Raw genomic sequence first — 14,727 nt, forward strand, 5'->3', positions numbered from 1 at the left:
GGGCGGTTGAGCATCGAGGCGACCTGCGCGTAGTCGCCGTCGTTCGGCTCCGGCGCGACGCCGAGGATATTGGTTAACAGGGGGTACACGTCGACGTTGGGAAACGGCGGCGCGACGATATCGCTGCGGAACGCTTCTATGTTAGGCGCCACGTGGTCTGAGAAAGAAAATAGACGTTGCGGGAGGGATTGCTGCGGCGTCATGATCGGAAGGATGATAAGGGAGACAATTAGCAGCTTGTGGCCTACGCCGCCAACTATATTCACTCCTGGGATTCTTCGGCTCAACCGGCAGGTGGAAGAGTGGCACAGTCCGTACATAGCCGCTACGCAAGCCGCCGCTTAGGAGGTGTGCGGATGGCCCGAGACAGGGACATAAGACGTCAAGACCTCCTGGCGCTTCAGGAATGGATAGCTTCATGCTGCGAGTCGCATGTACTGCGATCCCAAGACGAGAGTCTCGTGCGAGCGACTACTGACAGGCGCTTAATCGCTATAAGCAACGCGGTCAATTCGCATGGCGCCGAGACTAGCATGGATTGCATACGGCGCTTGTTGGCAACAGGAGCCTTTTATTACCGGGTGGGCAATGCTCGACCGAATCCGCATGCCACGCATGTGCCGCGCACCATCGCCATGGGCATCGCAACCGAAATGCTGTGGGCAGTGATCGTTGTCGAGAAGTTACCTCCCGACTGGGTAAGGAGCTTAACCGAGCTTAGCGACTTGCGGATCGCGGAAGCTGTCGCGTACGCCAGAACATCAGATATCCGCAAGATCGACTTTACACGCGAATTATCGAGGCCCACATACTCTTTTGGGATTCAACGAATCTTTCATGATCTCGCTGATCCAAGTCGCGGCGGCGCCTACGTTTTGGCCATCGGCCAGTCGTATAGAAACGGCCATTCCACACCTATGCGATTGCTGCTTGGCGGCTTGACGTTCGTTGGGACTGCCGCGGTTGCTGGCACAATCGGCAATCGTGCGGACGCTCTTTTCCAAGACTTATTGCGTTCGTTGCGTTGGGTCTCAGCACATCCAACTCAGCCTCCTCCATCTCCATCGGCTTCTAAACCTGACTCCGGCCCTAGTCCACCGCAGGAAGATGGACGCCATGCACCCCAGGACGATGGTGACCATCCACCCCAGGACGATGGACGCCATCCACCGCAGGAAGATGGTCATCACCCGGCCACTCATTCCTCCAGACGTGACTCAGATCAGCGAACCACTCCTCACGGCACTGGCTTGCAGCCACAGAGCGAGGTCGAGAGGAAGCCACTGGTTGTTCCTATCGATACCAGATCGCATGTCGCCGTCTCGCCGACCAACTACTCCCATAAATCGCCACGAGGTGCCAACGACTATGCTGGTAGCGACCAATTAGTCGATTCCGCAGGTGCTCGAGGTTTCACCAGCGCGACTGGCGGTCAAGTAGACGAGCTTTCCGCGTATTACCACGGGTTTGGCGGCGGCGGAGGTATCGGTATCCATGTGATAGAAATGGCGACCCACGAAGCTATTTACTGGATACAAATTTTGATGAGCTTTCTCTGACGACAACCACATCGAGAACTTCGCCAAGGTCATCGCCGAGCTGCGTTAGGGGCGTATGAGCATTCCGGCGACCTGCGCGAAATTGCCGTCGTTCGGCTCCGGCGCGACGCCGAGGATATTGGTTAACAGGGGGTACACGTCGACGTTGGGAAACGGCGGTGCGACGACGTCGCTGCGGAACGACGGCCCTTCGGCGATGAACAACGCACGCATGAGCGGATCGTCGTTGTCGTAGCCGTGGGCGCCGAGCAGAAAGATATCCGCGCCGGGTGTGTTGCGGCTGGGCAGGATGTACCAGCCCGTATCCGCGAGGCACACGATCTGCGGGATGCGCCGGTTGGTGCCGTAGTGGAACCGCGCGGGGACGTTCTGCTTTCGCCAGCACTGCATATGCGGATTCGGCGCCAGCAGTTTGGCCTCCGCTTGGGCGACACGGTCGGCCGGAACGTTCTGCTGCGGGTCGAGGCCGGCGACCTCCATCGTCGTGACGGCGTTCAGCGCGTCGACGTCGGTGTGATCCTCGAGGTAGATCACCTGACCCGGCGGTAGCGGCGCCATGCCGTGGTCGGACACCACGACGATGTTGGTCGTGCCGTAGCGTCCACGTTCCTTCAGGCCCGCGATGAGACGCCCGATTGCGTTGTCCACCTGAACAATTGCGGCATCGACTTGCGGTGAGTCCGGCCCGTATTGGTGACCGGCGCTGTCCACGTCGTTGAAATACAGCGTGGAAAAACGCGGCCGCTGCGGCTGGTCCAGCCACGCCAACGCGCGGTCGGTGCGTTCGTCGGCGGGCACGTTGCCGTCGTAGCGGTACCAGTAATTCGGCAGCACGCCGTGGATGGGGGTGGACGAGCCGGGCCAGAACACGGCCGCGGACTTGTCGCCCTGCCGCTGCACGCTGAGCCAGATCGGCGTCGCCTGGTCCCACCAGCGTTCGTCGTCGAATGCCTCCGGGGTGAAGATGCTGAAGCGATTGTCGGGCTGGATCGACGGATCGCTCATCGTGTTGTCGACGAGGCCGTGGTGATCGGGGTATCGGCCGGTCACCAGCGTGTAGTGATTGGGAAATGTCAGCGACGGAAATGACGGCGTCATCCATTGCGCCCGGACACCGTGCGCCGCAAGCTCGGCCAGATTCGGCGTTATGCCGCGGTCGAAATAGTCCGCGCGGAAGCCGTCGATGGAGATCAAGATGACGTCGGTCGGGGTCGCCGGCATGGGGGCGGCCGGTCGCGGCGCGGCCGTGAGAAACGGCGCGAGCACGAGCAGGCACGACGCGATGAGGAGCTTGCGCACGTGCCTCAGCATCTCATCGGGCAGCGTAGGGCGGTACGCTGTGCCGGCACGAGCGTGGAAGACTTTCAATCGCTCCCCCGCCCTCGTAGCTCAGGGGATAGAGCACGGCTCTCCTAAAGCCGGTGTCGCAGGTTCGAATCCTGCCGGGGGCACCAGATATGAATCCGCCTCGAGTTCGCGGCCTTTGCGGTTTGCACGCCCCAGGCGCCGGATAAGTGGTTGATATGGCAACACGCTCCGACACGGCAGCGAACGTCAACGCGACGCTGCGCTGGGTCGCCGTCGCTGCCGTGGCGTTGGGCGCCGTGCTGTATTCCAACTGGCTGCTGGAGATGGTGTTCACCCACACGCTGCCCGATCCGGATCTCTACATCAGCGAACTCGCCGCCGCGGATCAACCGCACGGCGCGTGGTTTCGGGACCTCGACCTGGCGACGGCGGCGGTCGTTCTCGTCGGGACCGCCGCCGGCCTGGTCGGCCTACCGTGCGGCCCCTGGAGCAGGCGGGGCTGGTGGGCCGTCGGCGTCTTCGCGGTGGCGACGGCTTTCGACAGCACCGTGTGGAGGCTGGTGTGCGCGCCGAGTTCGGATGCCATCTGCAAAGCGCGCGAGGCCCGGGGCACCGTGCCGATCGGGCACCAGCTGCACTGGCTCAGCAGCGGGGTCGTGCTGGCCGCCGCGATCGCGTCGTTGCTGGCTTTTACCCTCGCGGATCGGCGCGAGGGGGCCCCGGTGGCGGTGCAGCGGCTCGGGCTGTTCATGCTCGCGGCCTTGATCGGCACCGCGATATCGACCGGTATCGCCATACTCGTCGACAGCCGCGACGACATCGGCGTGGTCGGGATCGCGCAACGGGCCGAGCTGGCGGCGTTCGCCGGCTGGCTGATCTATGTTGCCGTGCGCACCGCTCGTGCACGATGCAGTACATGAGCGACCGCGTCGTGGTGCTGTGCAGCGGCCTCGGGGGCCGCGCGCTGCACTGGACCGACACGGTCGCCTATCTGGCCGACGACCACACCGTCGTGCGATTCGACCGGCCGGCCGCGGTGTCGCGCCCCACGGTCCGCGGCGAGGCCGACCGGATCTGCGCCGCGCTCGACGCCGCAGGAAGGCCGGATCCGGCGGTGCTGGTGGGGCATTCGATCGGCGGCTTCTACGCCGAAGGATTCGCGCGGCTCTACCCGCAGCGGACGCGCGGGTTGCTGCTGCTCGATACCAGCATCGCCACCGATCATCGACGGCTCGCGCTGCCGCTGCCGGCCAAGCTCGCCGCGGCCGATGCCGTCGCAACGCTGCTGGACACGCTGCACCTGCGGATACCGCTGGGCCAGGCCGGCCTGACGTTATGGGAGCGGCGCCGTCCGGGCGGACTGGACGCCCGGACGCGGTCCGAGATACGCAGCGCCGCAGCCGAACCCGAATTCATGTCCGCGCTGCTTCGGGAATATGTCGCCTACCACGAACTGGCGGCCGAGCTGTGTGCGCTGCGGGCCTCGTCTCCGCTGCCTCCCGTGCCGCGCGTGGTGGCCACGGCCCACACGGGTTGGCGCACGCGGTTGTGGCGCCGACGGCAGATCCGGCTGGCCGGGTTGCTGCACGCGGAGCACGTGACCATCGCTCCCGCGGGGCACCTCGTCATGGTCGAGCAGCCGCGTCGCATCGCGGAGCTCATCCGCTCGATCGGCGGTATGGCGTCGGGCTAACACGGGTCATTCGTATCGCCGGCCGCGAGCGTGCACATGACGCGGCCGCGCGCGGCGTGTCGCTGTACTTCCGTGCACGTTCGCGGGACGCGATTTGTCACGTCGCGGTGGCGGGGACCCGGATCGCCACGGGTCAACCCGCGACACGTAAACGTCGGCGACGACACGCCGGGTGACGGCGCCGACGTTTAAGACTCGCGATCGCCACGGCCGAGGAACGCGCTCAGCACCTCGTCGACGCGCCCGCGCCACGACGCGCACACCCAGTCCTTGACGGGAATTATCACCAACAGATCCGACGAGCGACGGTCCTTGGTGACCACGCTGTCACGCTAGTACGCATGACGCTGCTGTGGGACCAGCACACGTGCCTGCCGCTACAGCTCGACGCCGATGTCCAACCGCTGACCCGCTATCGACGAGCAGGCGGCGCATTCGTTTCGGTCAACGCCGGGTATTCGCCGCACAGCTACGACGACAGCACGAAGCTGCTCAAGCACTATCGCGCCGCCGTCGAAGCCCATCCCGATCTGGAACTCGCCGCCGGCGTCGACGACGTCGCGACGATCACCGGCGCCGGCCGCATCGCGGTGGTGTTCGACCTCGAGGACTCCCGTCCCCTCGACGACAACCTCGACAACCTGGCGACCCTGGCCGATCTGGGCGTGCGTACCCTGCTGCCCAGCTACAACCACGCCAACCGCGCGGGCAGCGGCTGCCTGGACACCGACGACACCGGCCTGACCGCGTGGGGCCGGTCGATCGTGGCCGCGATGAACGACGTCGGCGTCGTCCCCGACGGATCGCACTGCAGCGCCCGCACCGGACTCGACATGTGCGAAACCTCCACCGGTCCAGTCATTTACAGCCACTCGTGCATGCGCGCGGTGTGGGATCACCCGCGCAACATCACCGACGACCAGGCCCGGGCCTGCGCGGCCACCGGCGGCGTCGTTGGCATCACCGGCGTGGGCATCTTCCTCGGACCCAACACGCCCACGCTCGAGGCGATGACCCGGCACCTGGAATACGCCGTGGAACTCGTCGGCATCGATCACGTCGGCGTCAGCTCGGACTTCTCTTTCGACTACGTCGACTTCGTCGACGAACTCACCCGCAACCCGCACCTGTTCGACGACAGCTACACCCGGTGGGGGCCGATCCAGTGGATGCCGCCGGAGACGCTGCTGACGCTTGGCGACCGCCTCAGCCGGCGGGGTTGGGCGGACGGCGATATCGCCGCGGTCGTCGGCGGCAACTTTTATCGCGTCGCACGGCGCGCGTGGCGACGCTGAGCGGAGGCGCGCCGGGGTGGGCAACCAAACGGGGCGCGTCGAGTGTGGGGTTTATGCACGGCGTGCATAAAGCCCACGCTCGGCGAGCGCCCGAGCGGCCTACTGCCCCTCTCGCTGCTTTCTGAGGATGTCGAGCAGCCGAAAGACGGCCACCCCGAGCATCGCCTGCACCTCGGGGCGTTGCTCGGGTGGCAGATCGCGGGTCTCCCGATCTACCACGGTGACCTGCTGCTGAAGGCCCGCAAGCCGCTGGTTTCGCTCCGCCGGGGTCAGCGCGCCCCATTGGTCGTCCAGTTCGGAAATCTGCCGGAGCAGCTCTTGCACGTCGGCTCTGGGGTCGGCCTGCAGCTTCGGGATGGGCGCCAGCGCGACCTGCACGGTCGGCTCGGCCTGGGCGGGGCAGGCCGTGACCGGCGTGCTCGCAACCAGACAAGCCATCGCCGTCGCCGTGATCTTCATGGCGGTCTCCTTTGCCTAAGCGGACAACCACTTAAGCTGCCGCCCAGCGCTTGGCAGAAGCTCGCGAAATTCCTGCGAAATTCTTGCGGCGCGGCGGCAAATATGAATATTGACGATTACGCAAACCCACCGACCTCGCAGGCGTAGCGTTCCCCTCCTTCCGTGGTCCTGCCGATTGGGGGTAGCACTCGATGGCGTCCTTTCTGATCGCAGTCCCCGAAGCACTGGCCGCAGCATCGGCCGACTTCACCGGCATCGGTGACGCCCTGCGGCAGGCCAATGGGGCGGCCGCGGGCGCCACGACCGGCCTGGCGGCCGCGGCCGGCGACGAGGTGTCGGCGGCGATAGCGACGCTCTTCGGCCGCTATGCCAGCGAATACCAGGCGGTCGGCGCACGCACGGCGGCGTTTCACGACCAGTTCGTCGCGGCGTTGCGCGGCAGCCTGGGTGCCTACGCGGCCGCCGAGGCCGCCAATGCCACACCGCTGCAGGGCCTCGATGACATCGCGATATTCACGCCCATCAAGACCCTCACGGGCCGCGCGCTCATCGGCGACGGGGCCAGCGCGGCGATGGGCAGCGGGAAAGACGGCGGCGACGGCGGGTGGCTGTTGGGCAACGGCGGCAACGGCGGCTCCGGCGCGGCGGGCCAGGACGGCGGCAAGGGCGGCGCGGCGGGCTTGTTCGGCCGGGGCGGCGCCGGCGGCAAGGGCGGGGACGCGTCAGGGGCCGCCGCGACCGGGGGCAACGGCGGTAGTGGCGGCGCGGGCGGCCTTTTGGGCGGACAAGGCGGCCACGGCGGTCAAGGTGGCACCGGCGGGGACGCCTCGGCGGCCGGCGTCCCCGGCGGCAGCGGCGGCAATGGTGGCAACGGCGGGACCGGTGGGGCGTCCAACGCGCTGATCGGCGGCAAGGCCGGCGATGGCGGCGCCGGCGGGCTCGGCGGCGACGGCAACACCGGTGGCACGGGTGCCGCGGGTGGTCAGGGCGGGACCGGGGGCAACGGTGGGGCCGGCGGGGCCGCCCGCGGATTGCTGGGCACCAGCGGCGCCGGCGGCGTGGGCGGCAGCGGCGGCCACGGCGGCGACGGCGGATACGGCGGCAATTTCCTGATCCATGACGGCGGGACCGGCGGCCACGGCGGTAACGGCGGCAACGCGGGTGCTGGCGGGGCCGGTGGCGCCGCGGGTCTGCTCGGGACGGCCGGCGCCACGGGCCACTCCGGCGACGGCGGCAACGGCGGCACCGGCGGCACCGGCGGGGCGGGCGACTTCAACGGCAGCAGCGGCGGCAACGGCTGGAAGGGCGGCACCGGCGGCGACGGCGGCCAGGGCGGCACGGCGGGAGCCGGCGGGGCCGTCGGCGACGGCGGCAACGGCGGCAAGGGCGGCAACGGCGGCGACGGCGCCAGCGCCGACGACTCCCCCACCGGCCAAAGCGGAGTCAAAGGCGGCGACGGCGGTGACGGCGGCAAGGGCGGCAACGGCGGCAATGCCGGCGGCGCCGGCGGCGTCAACGGCAGCGGCGGCAACGGCGGCGACGGCGGCAAACCCGGCGACGGCGGCAACGCAGGCGACGGCAGCGCGAGCGACGGCGGTCGCGGCGGCGACGGCGGAAAGGGCGGCGGCGGCGGAGCCGGCGGAAGCGCGGGCGCGGTCGGCACCGGCGGAACCGGGGGCGACGGCGGCGCCGGCGCCCACGGCGGCGACGCGGGCAACGGCGGTAAGGGCGATACCGGCCTCGACGACACCACGGGCTTCAAGGGCGGCGACGGCGGCACCGGAGGCAACGGCGGGGCCGGCGGCGCCAGCGGCGGGAGCGGCGGAACCGTCGGCAACGGCGGCGATGCCGGCAACGGCGGCGACGGGGGCACCGGCGGCACCGGCGGTAAGGACACCAGCCACGGAGCGGTCACGGCCCCCGCCGGTGGCGACGGGGGCGCCGGCGGCGACGCCGGCACTGTCGGCGCCGGCACTATCGCGGGCAAGGGCGGCGAGGGCGGCACCGGCGGCGCGGGCGGCACCGGCGCCGACGGAAACACCGTCATCCAGAGCGGCCTGGCCGGCGACACCGGCGGCGCGGGCGGTCACGGCGGCAAGGGCGGCGACGCCACCGGCGTCGACAGCGTCGGCGGCGACGGCGGCGCGGGCGGCCACGGCGGAATGGGCAGCGACGGCGGGTCCGACGTCGCGGTCAGCGGGATCGGCGGCGCCAACGCCCCGTCCGGCGGCGGCGGCGGTACCGGCGGCAACGGCGGCCACGCCGGCACCGGAGCGACGTCGGGCAGTGGCGGCGCCGGCGGTACCGGAGGCGACGGCGGCAAGGGCGCCGATGGCGCGACCAATCCCACCATCAGCACCAACGCGGACCACGGCGGCAAGGGCGGTGACGGTGGCGCCGGCGGCATCGGCGGCGACGCCGGGCCGGGCGGCACCAACGGCGCCAGCGGCGGCGGCGGCAAGGGCGGCGACGGCGGCGCCGGCGGCATTGCCCCCGTCGGTTCGGGCGGCGACGGCGGCGCGGGCGGCAACGGCGGTGGGGCCGGGGTCGCGGGCACCGGCGGCGCCGCCAGCCCCGTCGGTGGCGCCGGTGGCGCCGGCGGTGAGGGCGGCGACGGCGGCAAGTCGGGCAGCCAGTTGACATTGCTAGGTGACGCCGGCGTCACCGGTGGCGCCGGCGGCCGCGGCGGCGACGGCGGGGCGGGCGGCACCGGCGACCTCGCCGAGACCGGCGGCGCGGGTGGCAACGGCGGCGTCGGCGGCATGGGTGCTAGCCCCAACGGCTCGTTGATGTCGCTGGCGCTCAAGGGCGGTTCCGGCGGCAACGGCGGAGCCGGCGGCAGCGGCGGGGCCAGCACTGGCGGCCTGGAATCGAACACCGCCGGCGCCGGTGGCGTGGGCGGGGCCGGCGGCGTCGGCGGGGCCGGGTCGTCCCCCGGCGCCCTGCTCAGTCTGCTGTCCGGCGTCGGCGGCACCGGCGGAACGGGCGGCGCCGGCGGAACGGGTGGCCTGGCCCAGAACGGCACCCAGGTCACCGGCGGCGACGGCGGCGAGGGCGGCGTCGGGGGCATGGGCGGGGTCGGCGGCAATGCGAGCACCTCGATTCTGGGCATCGGTGGCGCAGCGCAAGGCGGAACGGGCGGGGGCGGCGGCCACGGCGGCGGCGGCGGCAACGCTCCTGGTGGCACCGGCGGTACCGGCGGCGACGGCGGCGACGGCGGCCAGGGCGGTTCGGGGGGCAAGAACCGTCTCGGTGGCCTCGGCCGCACCGGCGGCACCGGCGGTGACGGCCAGGACGGCGGCGGGCCCGACGCGGTGACCGGCGACGGCGGCGACGGCGGCGTCGGTGGTGGCGGCGGCAACGGCGGCAGCGGGGCTACGTAGTCGCTATCGAACACGGCCGCCACCAGCGGAGACGGCGGCACCGGGGAGACGGTCAGGTCGGCCAACCGGCGGCGGCACCGAGAGCGACGTGAACGACCAACCCGCCACCCCCGGGGCCGCTAAATGCCTTACCCGCGTGGCGCTTTCACCCGCACGCGAGTCCGCACCCGGTCGGGAGCCCTGACAACGGCCGCCCACGCCGGTATCCTGACCACCCCGGTGTGACGGATTCGAAAGGTGCCCAATCGGTTTCGTCGCCACTGCCCGGGGAAACCAATGCGTTTACGCAGTTCGGTTTGTCAATTCTGGTACGCGCAACCAATTCGCCCAGACATGTTTGTCACCGGTCGCGGATGGTAATGCACCTCAAGAGGTTGGCGCGTCAGCCGGCTGCCGCGTTAGCCTAGGTCCCGTCGGTTCAGCCCGAGAGCCGACGGGACCGCCATCACATTCGATTTTCCGACGCACCATCCGATCTGTTGTACCGTGCCGCTATGGACGGTGTGTGGATCCTCGGCGGTTACCAGAGCGACTTCGCGCGCAACCTGACCAAGGAAAACCGCGACTTCGCGGCCCTGACCGCGGAGGTCGTGGAGGCCACGCTCAGCGCCGCCGAGGCGCCGGCCGCCGACATCGGGGTCATCCACGTCGGGAACGCCTTCGGCGAGATGTTTGCCGGCCAGGGTCACCTCGGGGCCATGCCGGCCACCGTGTGCGACGAACTTTGGGACACCCCGGCCGCTCGGCACGAAGCGGCCTGCGCTTCCGGGAGCATCGCGACCCTGGCCGCGATCGCGGATTTGCGTTCGGGCGCCTACGACAGCGCGCTGGTCGTCGGGATCGAGCTGGAGAAGACGGTGCCCGGCGACACCGGCGCGCAGTACCTGGGTGCCGCCGCGTGGACCGGACACGAAGGAGGCGACGCGCGCTACCTGTGGCCGTCGATGTTCGCTGCGGTCGCCGACGAGTACGACCGGCGCTACGGCCTGGACGACACCCACCTGCGCGCGATCGCGGCGCTCAACTTCGCCAACGCGCGCCGCAACCCCAACGCCCAGACCCGCGGCTGGACCGTCCCCGACCCAATCACCGACGACGACGCCACCAACCCCGTCACCGAGGGCCGGCTGCGGCGGTTCGACTGCAGCCAGATGACCGACGGCGGGGCGGGATTGGTTCTGGTCAACGACGCATACCTGCGCGACCACCCCGACGCCCGCCCGATCGGGCGCATCGACGGCTGGGGTCACCGCACCGTCGGGCTGGGCCTGCGGCAGAAGCTGGACCGCAACATCGATGACCCGTACGTGATGCCGCACGTGCGCTCCGCGGTGCTCGACGCCCTGCGCCGCGCGCGGGTGACCCTCGACGACGTCGACGGGTTCGAGGTGCACGACTGCTTCACGCCCAGCGAGTACCTGGCCATCGACCACATCGGTCTGACCGGCCCGGGCGAATCCTGGAAGGCCATCGAGAATGGCGAGATCGAGCTCGGCGGCCGGCTGCCGATCAACCCCAGCGGCGGGCTGATCGGCGGCGGGCATCCCGTCGGCGCCTCCGGTGTGCGGATGCTGCTGGACGCGGCCAAGCAGGTCAGCGGCGCGGCCGGCGATTACCAGGTTCAGAACGCGAAGACGTTCGGCACCTTGAATTTCGGCGGCAGCACCGCCACCACTGTCAGTTTTGTAGTGAAGGCACATGAGCATGGATGTTGAGCTCGTCGGAAAGTACCTGTCGACCCTGCCAGAGGACGACGACCACCCCTACCGCACCGGTCCGTGGCGCCCCCAGACCAGCGAGTGGGACGCCGACAACCTGACCGCCGTCGACGGCGAGATCCCGCGCGACCTGGACGGCATCTACCTGCGCAACACCGAGAACCCGTTGCATCCGGCGTTCAACCTGTACCACCCGTTCGACGGCGACGGCATGCTGCACGTCGTCGGCTTCCGGGACGGAAAGGCCTTCTACCGCAACCGCTTTATCCAAACCGAGGGCTTCGCGGCGGAGAACGAGGCGGGCGGGCCGCTGTGGCCGGGCCTGGCCGAGCCGGTGCAGATCGCGAAGCGCGGAAAGGGTTGGGGCGCCAGGACCCTGATGAAGGATGCGTCGAGCACCGACGTCATCGTGCACCGCGGCATCGCGCTCACCAGCTTCTACCAGTGCGGCGATCTGTATCGCGTCGACCCGTACTCCGCCACCACGCTGGGCAAGGAGAGCTGGAACGGTGGCTTCCCGGGCGAGTGGGGAGTTTCGGCACATCCCAAGGTGGACAACAAGACCGGCGAGCTGTTGTTCTTCAACTACAGCAAGCAGGACCCGTACATGCACTACGGCGTGGTGGATCAGAACAACGAACTCGTCCACTACGTCGACATCCCACTGCCTGGGCCGCGGCTGCCGCACGACATGGCGTTCACCGAAAACTACGCGATACTCAACGATTTCCCGCTGTTCTGGGACCCGCGACTGCTGGAACGCAACGTGCATCTGCCGCGCTTCTACCCCGACATCCCGTCGCGGTTCGCGGTGCTCCCCCGCCGCGGTGGGACGGCCGACATCCGCTGGTTCGAGGCGGACCCGACGTTCGTGCTGCACTTCGTCAACGCCTACGAGGACGGCGACGAGATCGTGCTCGACGGCTTCTTCGAGGGCGATCCACAGCCGCTCGACAGCGACCGGTCGTCCGGCATCGGAGCCAAGTGGGACAAGGTCTTTCGCTTCCTGGCGCTGGACCGCCTGCAGACCCGGCTGCACCGCTGGCGCCTGAACTTGGTAACGGGCGCGGTCACGGAGGAGCAGTTGTCGGAGGACATCACCGAATTCGGCACGATGAACGCCGACTATGCGTCCGGCCCCTACCGCTACGCCTACGCCGCGACCGGCAAACCCGGCTGGTTCCTGTTCGACGGGCTCGCGAAACACGATCTGCTCACCGGAAACTGCGAGCGCCACTCGTTCGGCGACGGCGTATACGGCAGCGAGGCGCAGATGGCGCCGAGGTTGGGCAGCGCCGCCGAGGACGACGGCTATCTGATCACGCTCACCACCGACATGACCGCCGACGCGTCGTACTGCCTGGTCTTCGATGCGGCCCGGGTCGCCGACGGCCCGGTGTGCAAACTGCAGCTGCCGGAACGCATCTCCAGCGGCACGCATTCGGCGTGGGTCGCCGGCTCAGAATTGCGGCGCTGGAACTGACATGTCCCGCCGCAAGACGCATTGGCCCAGAGAACTGGCGGCGATCGGATCCATCCGGTTCGCCCGCCGCACGTCTAACTTCGAAGCGACGGTGCGGTTTTACCGCGAGTTGGTCGGCCTGCCGCTGTTCGAGACTTTCGAGGGCAGCTACGGCAGCAACGGCGCCATCTTCGGCCTGCCGAGCTTCAACCTGACGATGGAGATTGTGGAGGCGCCCGACGAGGTCGCGGTGGACCCCCACGAGCAGCTGTGCCTTTACTTCCCGGACACCGAGGCGCAACAGCTCGCGGTCGCGCGCCTGCAGGCCGCCGGGGTCCAGCCCGTCGGGCAGCACCCGTACTGGGAAGCGACCGGCGCGGTCACCTACCGCGATCCCGACGGCCGCGAAGTCGTGTTCGCGCCCTTCGTGTTCGGGGTCAACGAGCCCGACGAGAGCGCCGTCTCGGGCAAGCACGAGTTCCCGTCGGGCTGAGGCGGTCAGGTCGGCCGCGCGGTCAGGGCCGCGATCACCGACCACACCGAACACGCCACCGCGAAGACCGCGGCGACCGCGCCGACATAGAGCCCGTATTGCGGCGACACCTGCGGGCTGACGTTGACCCGGTAGTAGGACACCGTGAGCAGCACGATGAGCAGCGAAATGAGCAGCGCGGCAGCCGAAGCGAGCCGCGCCGACAGGTTGCGGCCGACCATCGCGCCGGCCACCAACAACGTGGAGGCCAGCAGCACGATGAGCTGGCCGGCGTTGAACCCCGACGGAAGTTTGATGTTGCCGTGGCTGCCGCCGATGGCGCTGGCCCAGCCGCCGCCGCCCTCCGACGTCGTGAGCCACGGCAGCCAGGCGCTGACCGCGACGACCAGGCCGAACAACGCCACCAGCCAACCGGGGCGCAGGCGGCGGGTCATGGTTGCGACCCTAGCTCAGGTCCGCAGCGACGACAGATTGAACGCCGCGCCCGTCGGATCGGCCGCCGCCGCCAGCCGCCCGTACGGGGTGTCCTCGGCCGGCCGCAACACCGCGCCGCCGTTGTCGGTGATCGCCCGCAGTGTCTTGTCGACGTCGTCGGCGCCGAAGAAGGTCGTCCACGTTGACGGCACCCCGTCCGGCAGGAAGCCCGCGCCGTCCATCACGCCGAGTAGCTGCTGGTCACCAAACCACGCTGTGGTGTAGCGGAATTCGTCGGCGTCGGAGACGGCCTCGGTGCGCCACCCGAACAGCGCACGGTAGAAGTCGACGGCACGGCTGTGGTCGCGGGTGGTCAGCTGGTGCCACACGGGGGCACCGGCCTCGCCGACCAACTCGAAGCCCCGGTGCTCCAGCGGCTGCCACAGGCCGAACACCGCGCCCGACGGGTCGCTGGCCGTGGCCATGAATCCCTTCGCGGGAACCTCCATCACCCCCATGCACGCCGTGCCACCGGCCGGCGGCACGGCGGCCACGGTCGCGTCGATGTCGGCGACGTGGAAGTAGGTGCTCCAGCCGTCGGGTGCGGCGAACTCGGGGTTGTTGGCCATCAGCCCGGCGACGGGGTGGCCGTCCTTGGCGGCGTTGACGTATCCGCCGTAGTCGGGTCCCGCGCTCTCGAAGGTCCAGCCGAACACCGTGCCGTAGAAGTCCTGGGCGCGCTCGATGTCCGACGACAGCAGATCGATCCAGCAGGGAGCGCCTAGCGGCGCGCCGTCTTGGGTGGGCACGATGACCTCCTACGTGGTGTCGGCAGTTTCACGCATATGGACCGTCGCCACGGCGGAAAGTCATCGCGCCGCGCCGCGACACTGAAACCACGCACACGACACGCCGGGAAGCGTCGCAGCAGTTTAAGTCTCGG

The 14,727-nt window shown here is 69.4% G+C and carries 14 protein-coding genes and 1 tRNA gene; 9 read left to right on the forward strand and 6 right to left on the reverse strand.

Translation table 11 applies throughout. From position 1 onward, the window contains the following. Nucleotides 1-203, reverse strand: a 203-nt coding sequence (locus tag AC5Y5V_RS29865) for a hypothetical protein (RefSeq protein ID WP_499942540.1), incomplete at its 3' end; no start/stop codon positions are given. A 348-nt stretch (nt 204-551) separates the two neighbouring features. Here AC5Y5V_RS29865 and AC5Y5V_RS29870 point away from each other — a divergent pair. Beyond that, the gene (locus AC5Y5V_RS29870) at nt 552-1,559 is read left to right on the forward strand and encodes a hypothetical protein (protein ID WP_499942542.1); all 1,008 of its coding nucleotides are present in this window, start codon (nt 552-554) and stop codon (nt 1,557-1,559) included. Between the two features lie 45 nt (nt 1,560-1,604). On the opposite strand, the gene AC5Y5V_RS29875 is transcribed toward AC5Y5V_RS29870, so the two are convergent. Next, nucleotides 1,605-2,858 (reverse strand): alkaline phosphatase family protein, encoded by a 1,254-nt coding sequence (locus tag AC5Y5V_RS29875; RefSeq protein WP_499942543.1) that lies wholly within the window; start codon nt 2,856-2,858, stop codon nt 1,605-1,607. 79 nt (nt 2,859-2,937) lie between these two features. On the opposite strand from AC5Y5V_RS29875, the gene AC5Y5V_RS29880 reads away from it, so the two are divergent. From AC5Y5V_RS29880 to AC5Y5V_RS29890, 3 genes are all read left to right on the forward strand, one after another. Beyond that, nucleotides 2,938-3,013 (forward strand) — tRNA-Arg (locus tag AC5Y5V_RS29880). Between the two features lie 69 nt (nt 3,014-3,082). Next, entirely contained in the window at nt 3,083-3,787 is a 705-nt protein-coding gene (locus tag AC5Y5V_RS29885) for a DUF998 domain-containing protein (protein ID WP_499942545.1), read from the forward strand. Next, nucleotides 3,784-4,560 carry an alpha/beta hydrolase gene (locus AC5Y5V_RS29890; protein WP_499942546.1) on the forward strand — a complete coding sequence of 259 codons (777 nt, stop codon included), beginning with the start codon at nt 3,784-3,786 and terminating at the stop codon, nt 4,558-4,560. Before AC5Y5V_RS29885 ends, AC5Y5V_RS29890 begins: the two co-directional genes overlap by 4 nt. 188 nt (nt 4,561-4,748) lie before the next feature. On the opposite strand, the gene AC5Y5V_RS29895 is transcribed toward AC5Y5V_RS29890, so the two are convergent. After that, nucleotides 4,749-4,883: a hypothetical protein gene (locus tag AC5Y5V_RS29895; protein WP_499942547.1), complete on the reverse strand. Its 135-nt coding sequence runs from the start codon at nt 4,881-4,883 to the stop codon at nt 4,749-4,751. Nucleotides 4,884-4,901: 18 nt separating this feature from the next. Here AC5Y5V_RS29895 and AC5Y5V_RS29900 point away from each other — a divergent pair, with 18 nt between their 5' ends. Continuing rightward, nucleotides 4,902-5,855: a dipeptidase gene (locus AC5Y5V_RS29900; RefSeq protein ID WP_499942549.1), complete on the forward strand. Its 954-nt coding sequence runs from the start codon at nt 4,902-4,904 to the stop codon at nt 5,853-5,855. Nucleotides 5,856-5,954: 99 nt separating this feature from the next. Here AC5Y5V_RS29900 and AC5Y5V_RS29905 read toward each other — a convergent pair whose 3' ends face one another. Then, nucleotides 5,955-6,314, reverse strand: coding sequence for a hypothetical protein (locus AC5Y5V_RS29905; protein WP_499942550.1), 360 nt, complete (start codon nt 6,312-6,314; stop codon nt 5,955-5,957). Between the two features lie 191 nt (nt 6,315-6,505). On the opposite strand from AC5Y5V_RS29905, the gene AC5Y5V_RS29910 reads away from it, so the two are divergent. From AC5Y5V_RS29910 to AC5Y5V_RS29925, 4 genes are all read left to right on the forward strand, one after another. After that, nucleotides 6,506-9,697: a PE family protein gene (locus AC5Y5V_RS29910; protein ID WP_499942552.1), complete on the forward strand. Its 3,192-nt coding sequence runs from the start codon at nt 6,506-6,508 to the stop codon at nt 9,695-9,697. Nucleotides 9,698-10,191: 494 nt separating this feature from the next. Then, the gene (locus AC5Y5V_RS29915; RefSeq protein ID WP_499942553.1) at nt 10,192-11,412 is read left to right on the forward strand and encodes an acetyl-CoA acetyltransferase; all 1,221 of its coding nucleotides are present in this window, start codon (nt 10,192-10,194) and stop codon (nt 11,410-11,412) included. Continuing rightward, entirely contained in the window at nt 11,402-12,898 is a 1,497-nt protein-coding gene (locus AC5Y5V_RS29920; RefSeq protein WP_499942585.1) for a carotenoid oxygenase family protein, read from the forward strand. Before AC5Y5V_RS29915 ends, AC5Y5V_RS29920 begins: the two co-directional genes overlap by 11 nt. 1 nt (nt 12,899) lies before the next feature. Next, the gene (locus AC5Y5V_RS29925; RefSeq protein WP_499942556.1) at nt 12,900-13,370 is read left to right on the forward strand and encodes a VOC family protein; all 471 of its coding nucleotides are present in this window, start codon (nt 12,900-12,902) and stop codon (nt 13,368-13,370) included. Between the two features lie 5 nt (nt 13,371-13,375). Here AC5Y5V_RS29925 and AC5Y5V_RS29930 read toward each other — a convergent pair whose 3' ends face one another. Together AC5Y5V_RS29930 and AC5Y5V_RS29935 are read right to left on the reverse strand one after the other, a co-directional pair. Next, complete coding sequence (locus tag AC5Y5V_RS29930) at nt 13,376-13,804, reverse strand: hypothetical protein (RefSeq protein ID WP_499942558.1); 429 nt, start codon at nt 13,802-13,804, stop codon at nt 13,376-13,378. Nucleotides 13,805-13,819: 15 nt separating this feature from the next. Then, nucleotides 13,820-14,593, reverse strand: coding sequence for a VOC family protein (locus tag AC5Y5V_RS29935; protein ID WP_499942560.1), 774 nt, complete (start codon nt 14,591-14,593; stop codon nt 13,820-13,822). Nucleotides 14,594-14,727 lie beyond the last annotated feature (134 nt).

The sequence above is a fragment of the Mycobacterium sp. NGS68 genome, assembly GCF_059812195.1.

What these genes read in the sequence shown, in the direction of transcription:
- AC5Y5V_RS29885 (WP_499942545.1), top strand. Translation starts at nt 3,083, where the DNA reads ATGGCAACACGCTCCGACACGGCAGCGAACGTCAACGCGACGCTGCGC.
- AC5Y5V_RS29890 (WP_499942546.1), top strand. Translation starts at nt 3,784, where the DNA reads ATGAGCGACCGCGTCGTGGTGCTGTGCAGCGGCCTCGGGGGCCGCGCG.
- AC5Y5V_RS29900 (WP_499942549.1), top strand. Translation starts at nt 4,902, where the DNA reads ATGACGCTGCTGTGGGACCAGCACACGTGCCTGCCGCTACAGCTCGAC.
- AC5Y5V_RS29905 (WP_499942550.1), bottom strand. Translation starts at nt 6,314, where the DNA reads ATGAAGATCACGGCGACGGCGATGGCTTGTCTGGTTGCGAGCACGCCG.
- AC5Y5V_RS29910 (WP_499942552.1), top strand. Translation starts at nt 6,506, where the DNA reads ATGGCGTCCTTTCTGATCGCAGTCCCCGAAGCACTGGCCGCAGCATCG.
- AC5Y5V_RS29915 (WP_499942553.1), top strand. Translation starts at nt 10,192, where the DNA reads ATGGACGGTGTGTGGATCCTCGGCGGTTACCAGAGCGACTTCGCGCGC.
- AC5Y5V_RS29920 (WP_499942585.1), top strand. Translation starts at nt 11,402, where the DNA reads ATGGATGTTGAGCTCGTCGGAAAGTACCTGTCGACCCTGCCAGAGGAC.
- AC5Y5V_RS29925 (WP_499942556.1), top strand. Translation starts at nt 12,900, where the DNA reads ATGTCCCGCCGCAAGACGCATTGGCCCAGAGAACTGGCGGCGATCGGA.
- AC5Y5V_RS29930 (WP_499942558.1), bottom strand. Translation starts at nt 13,804, where the DNA reads ATGACCCGCCGCCTGCGCCCCGGTTGGCTGGTGGCGTTGTTCGGCCTG.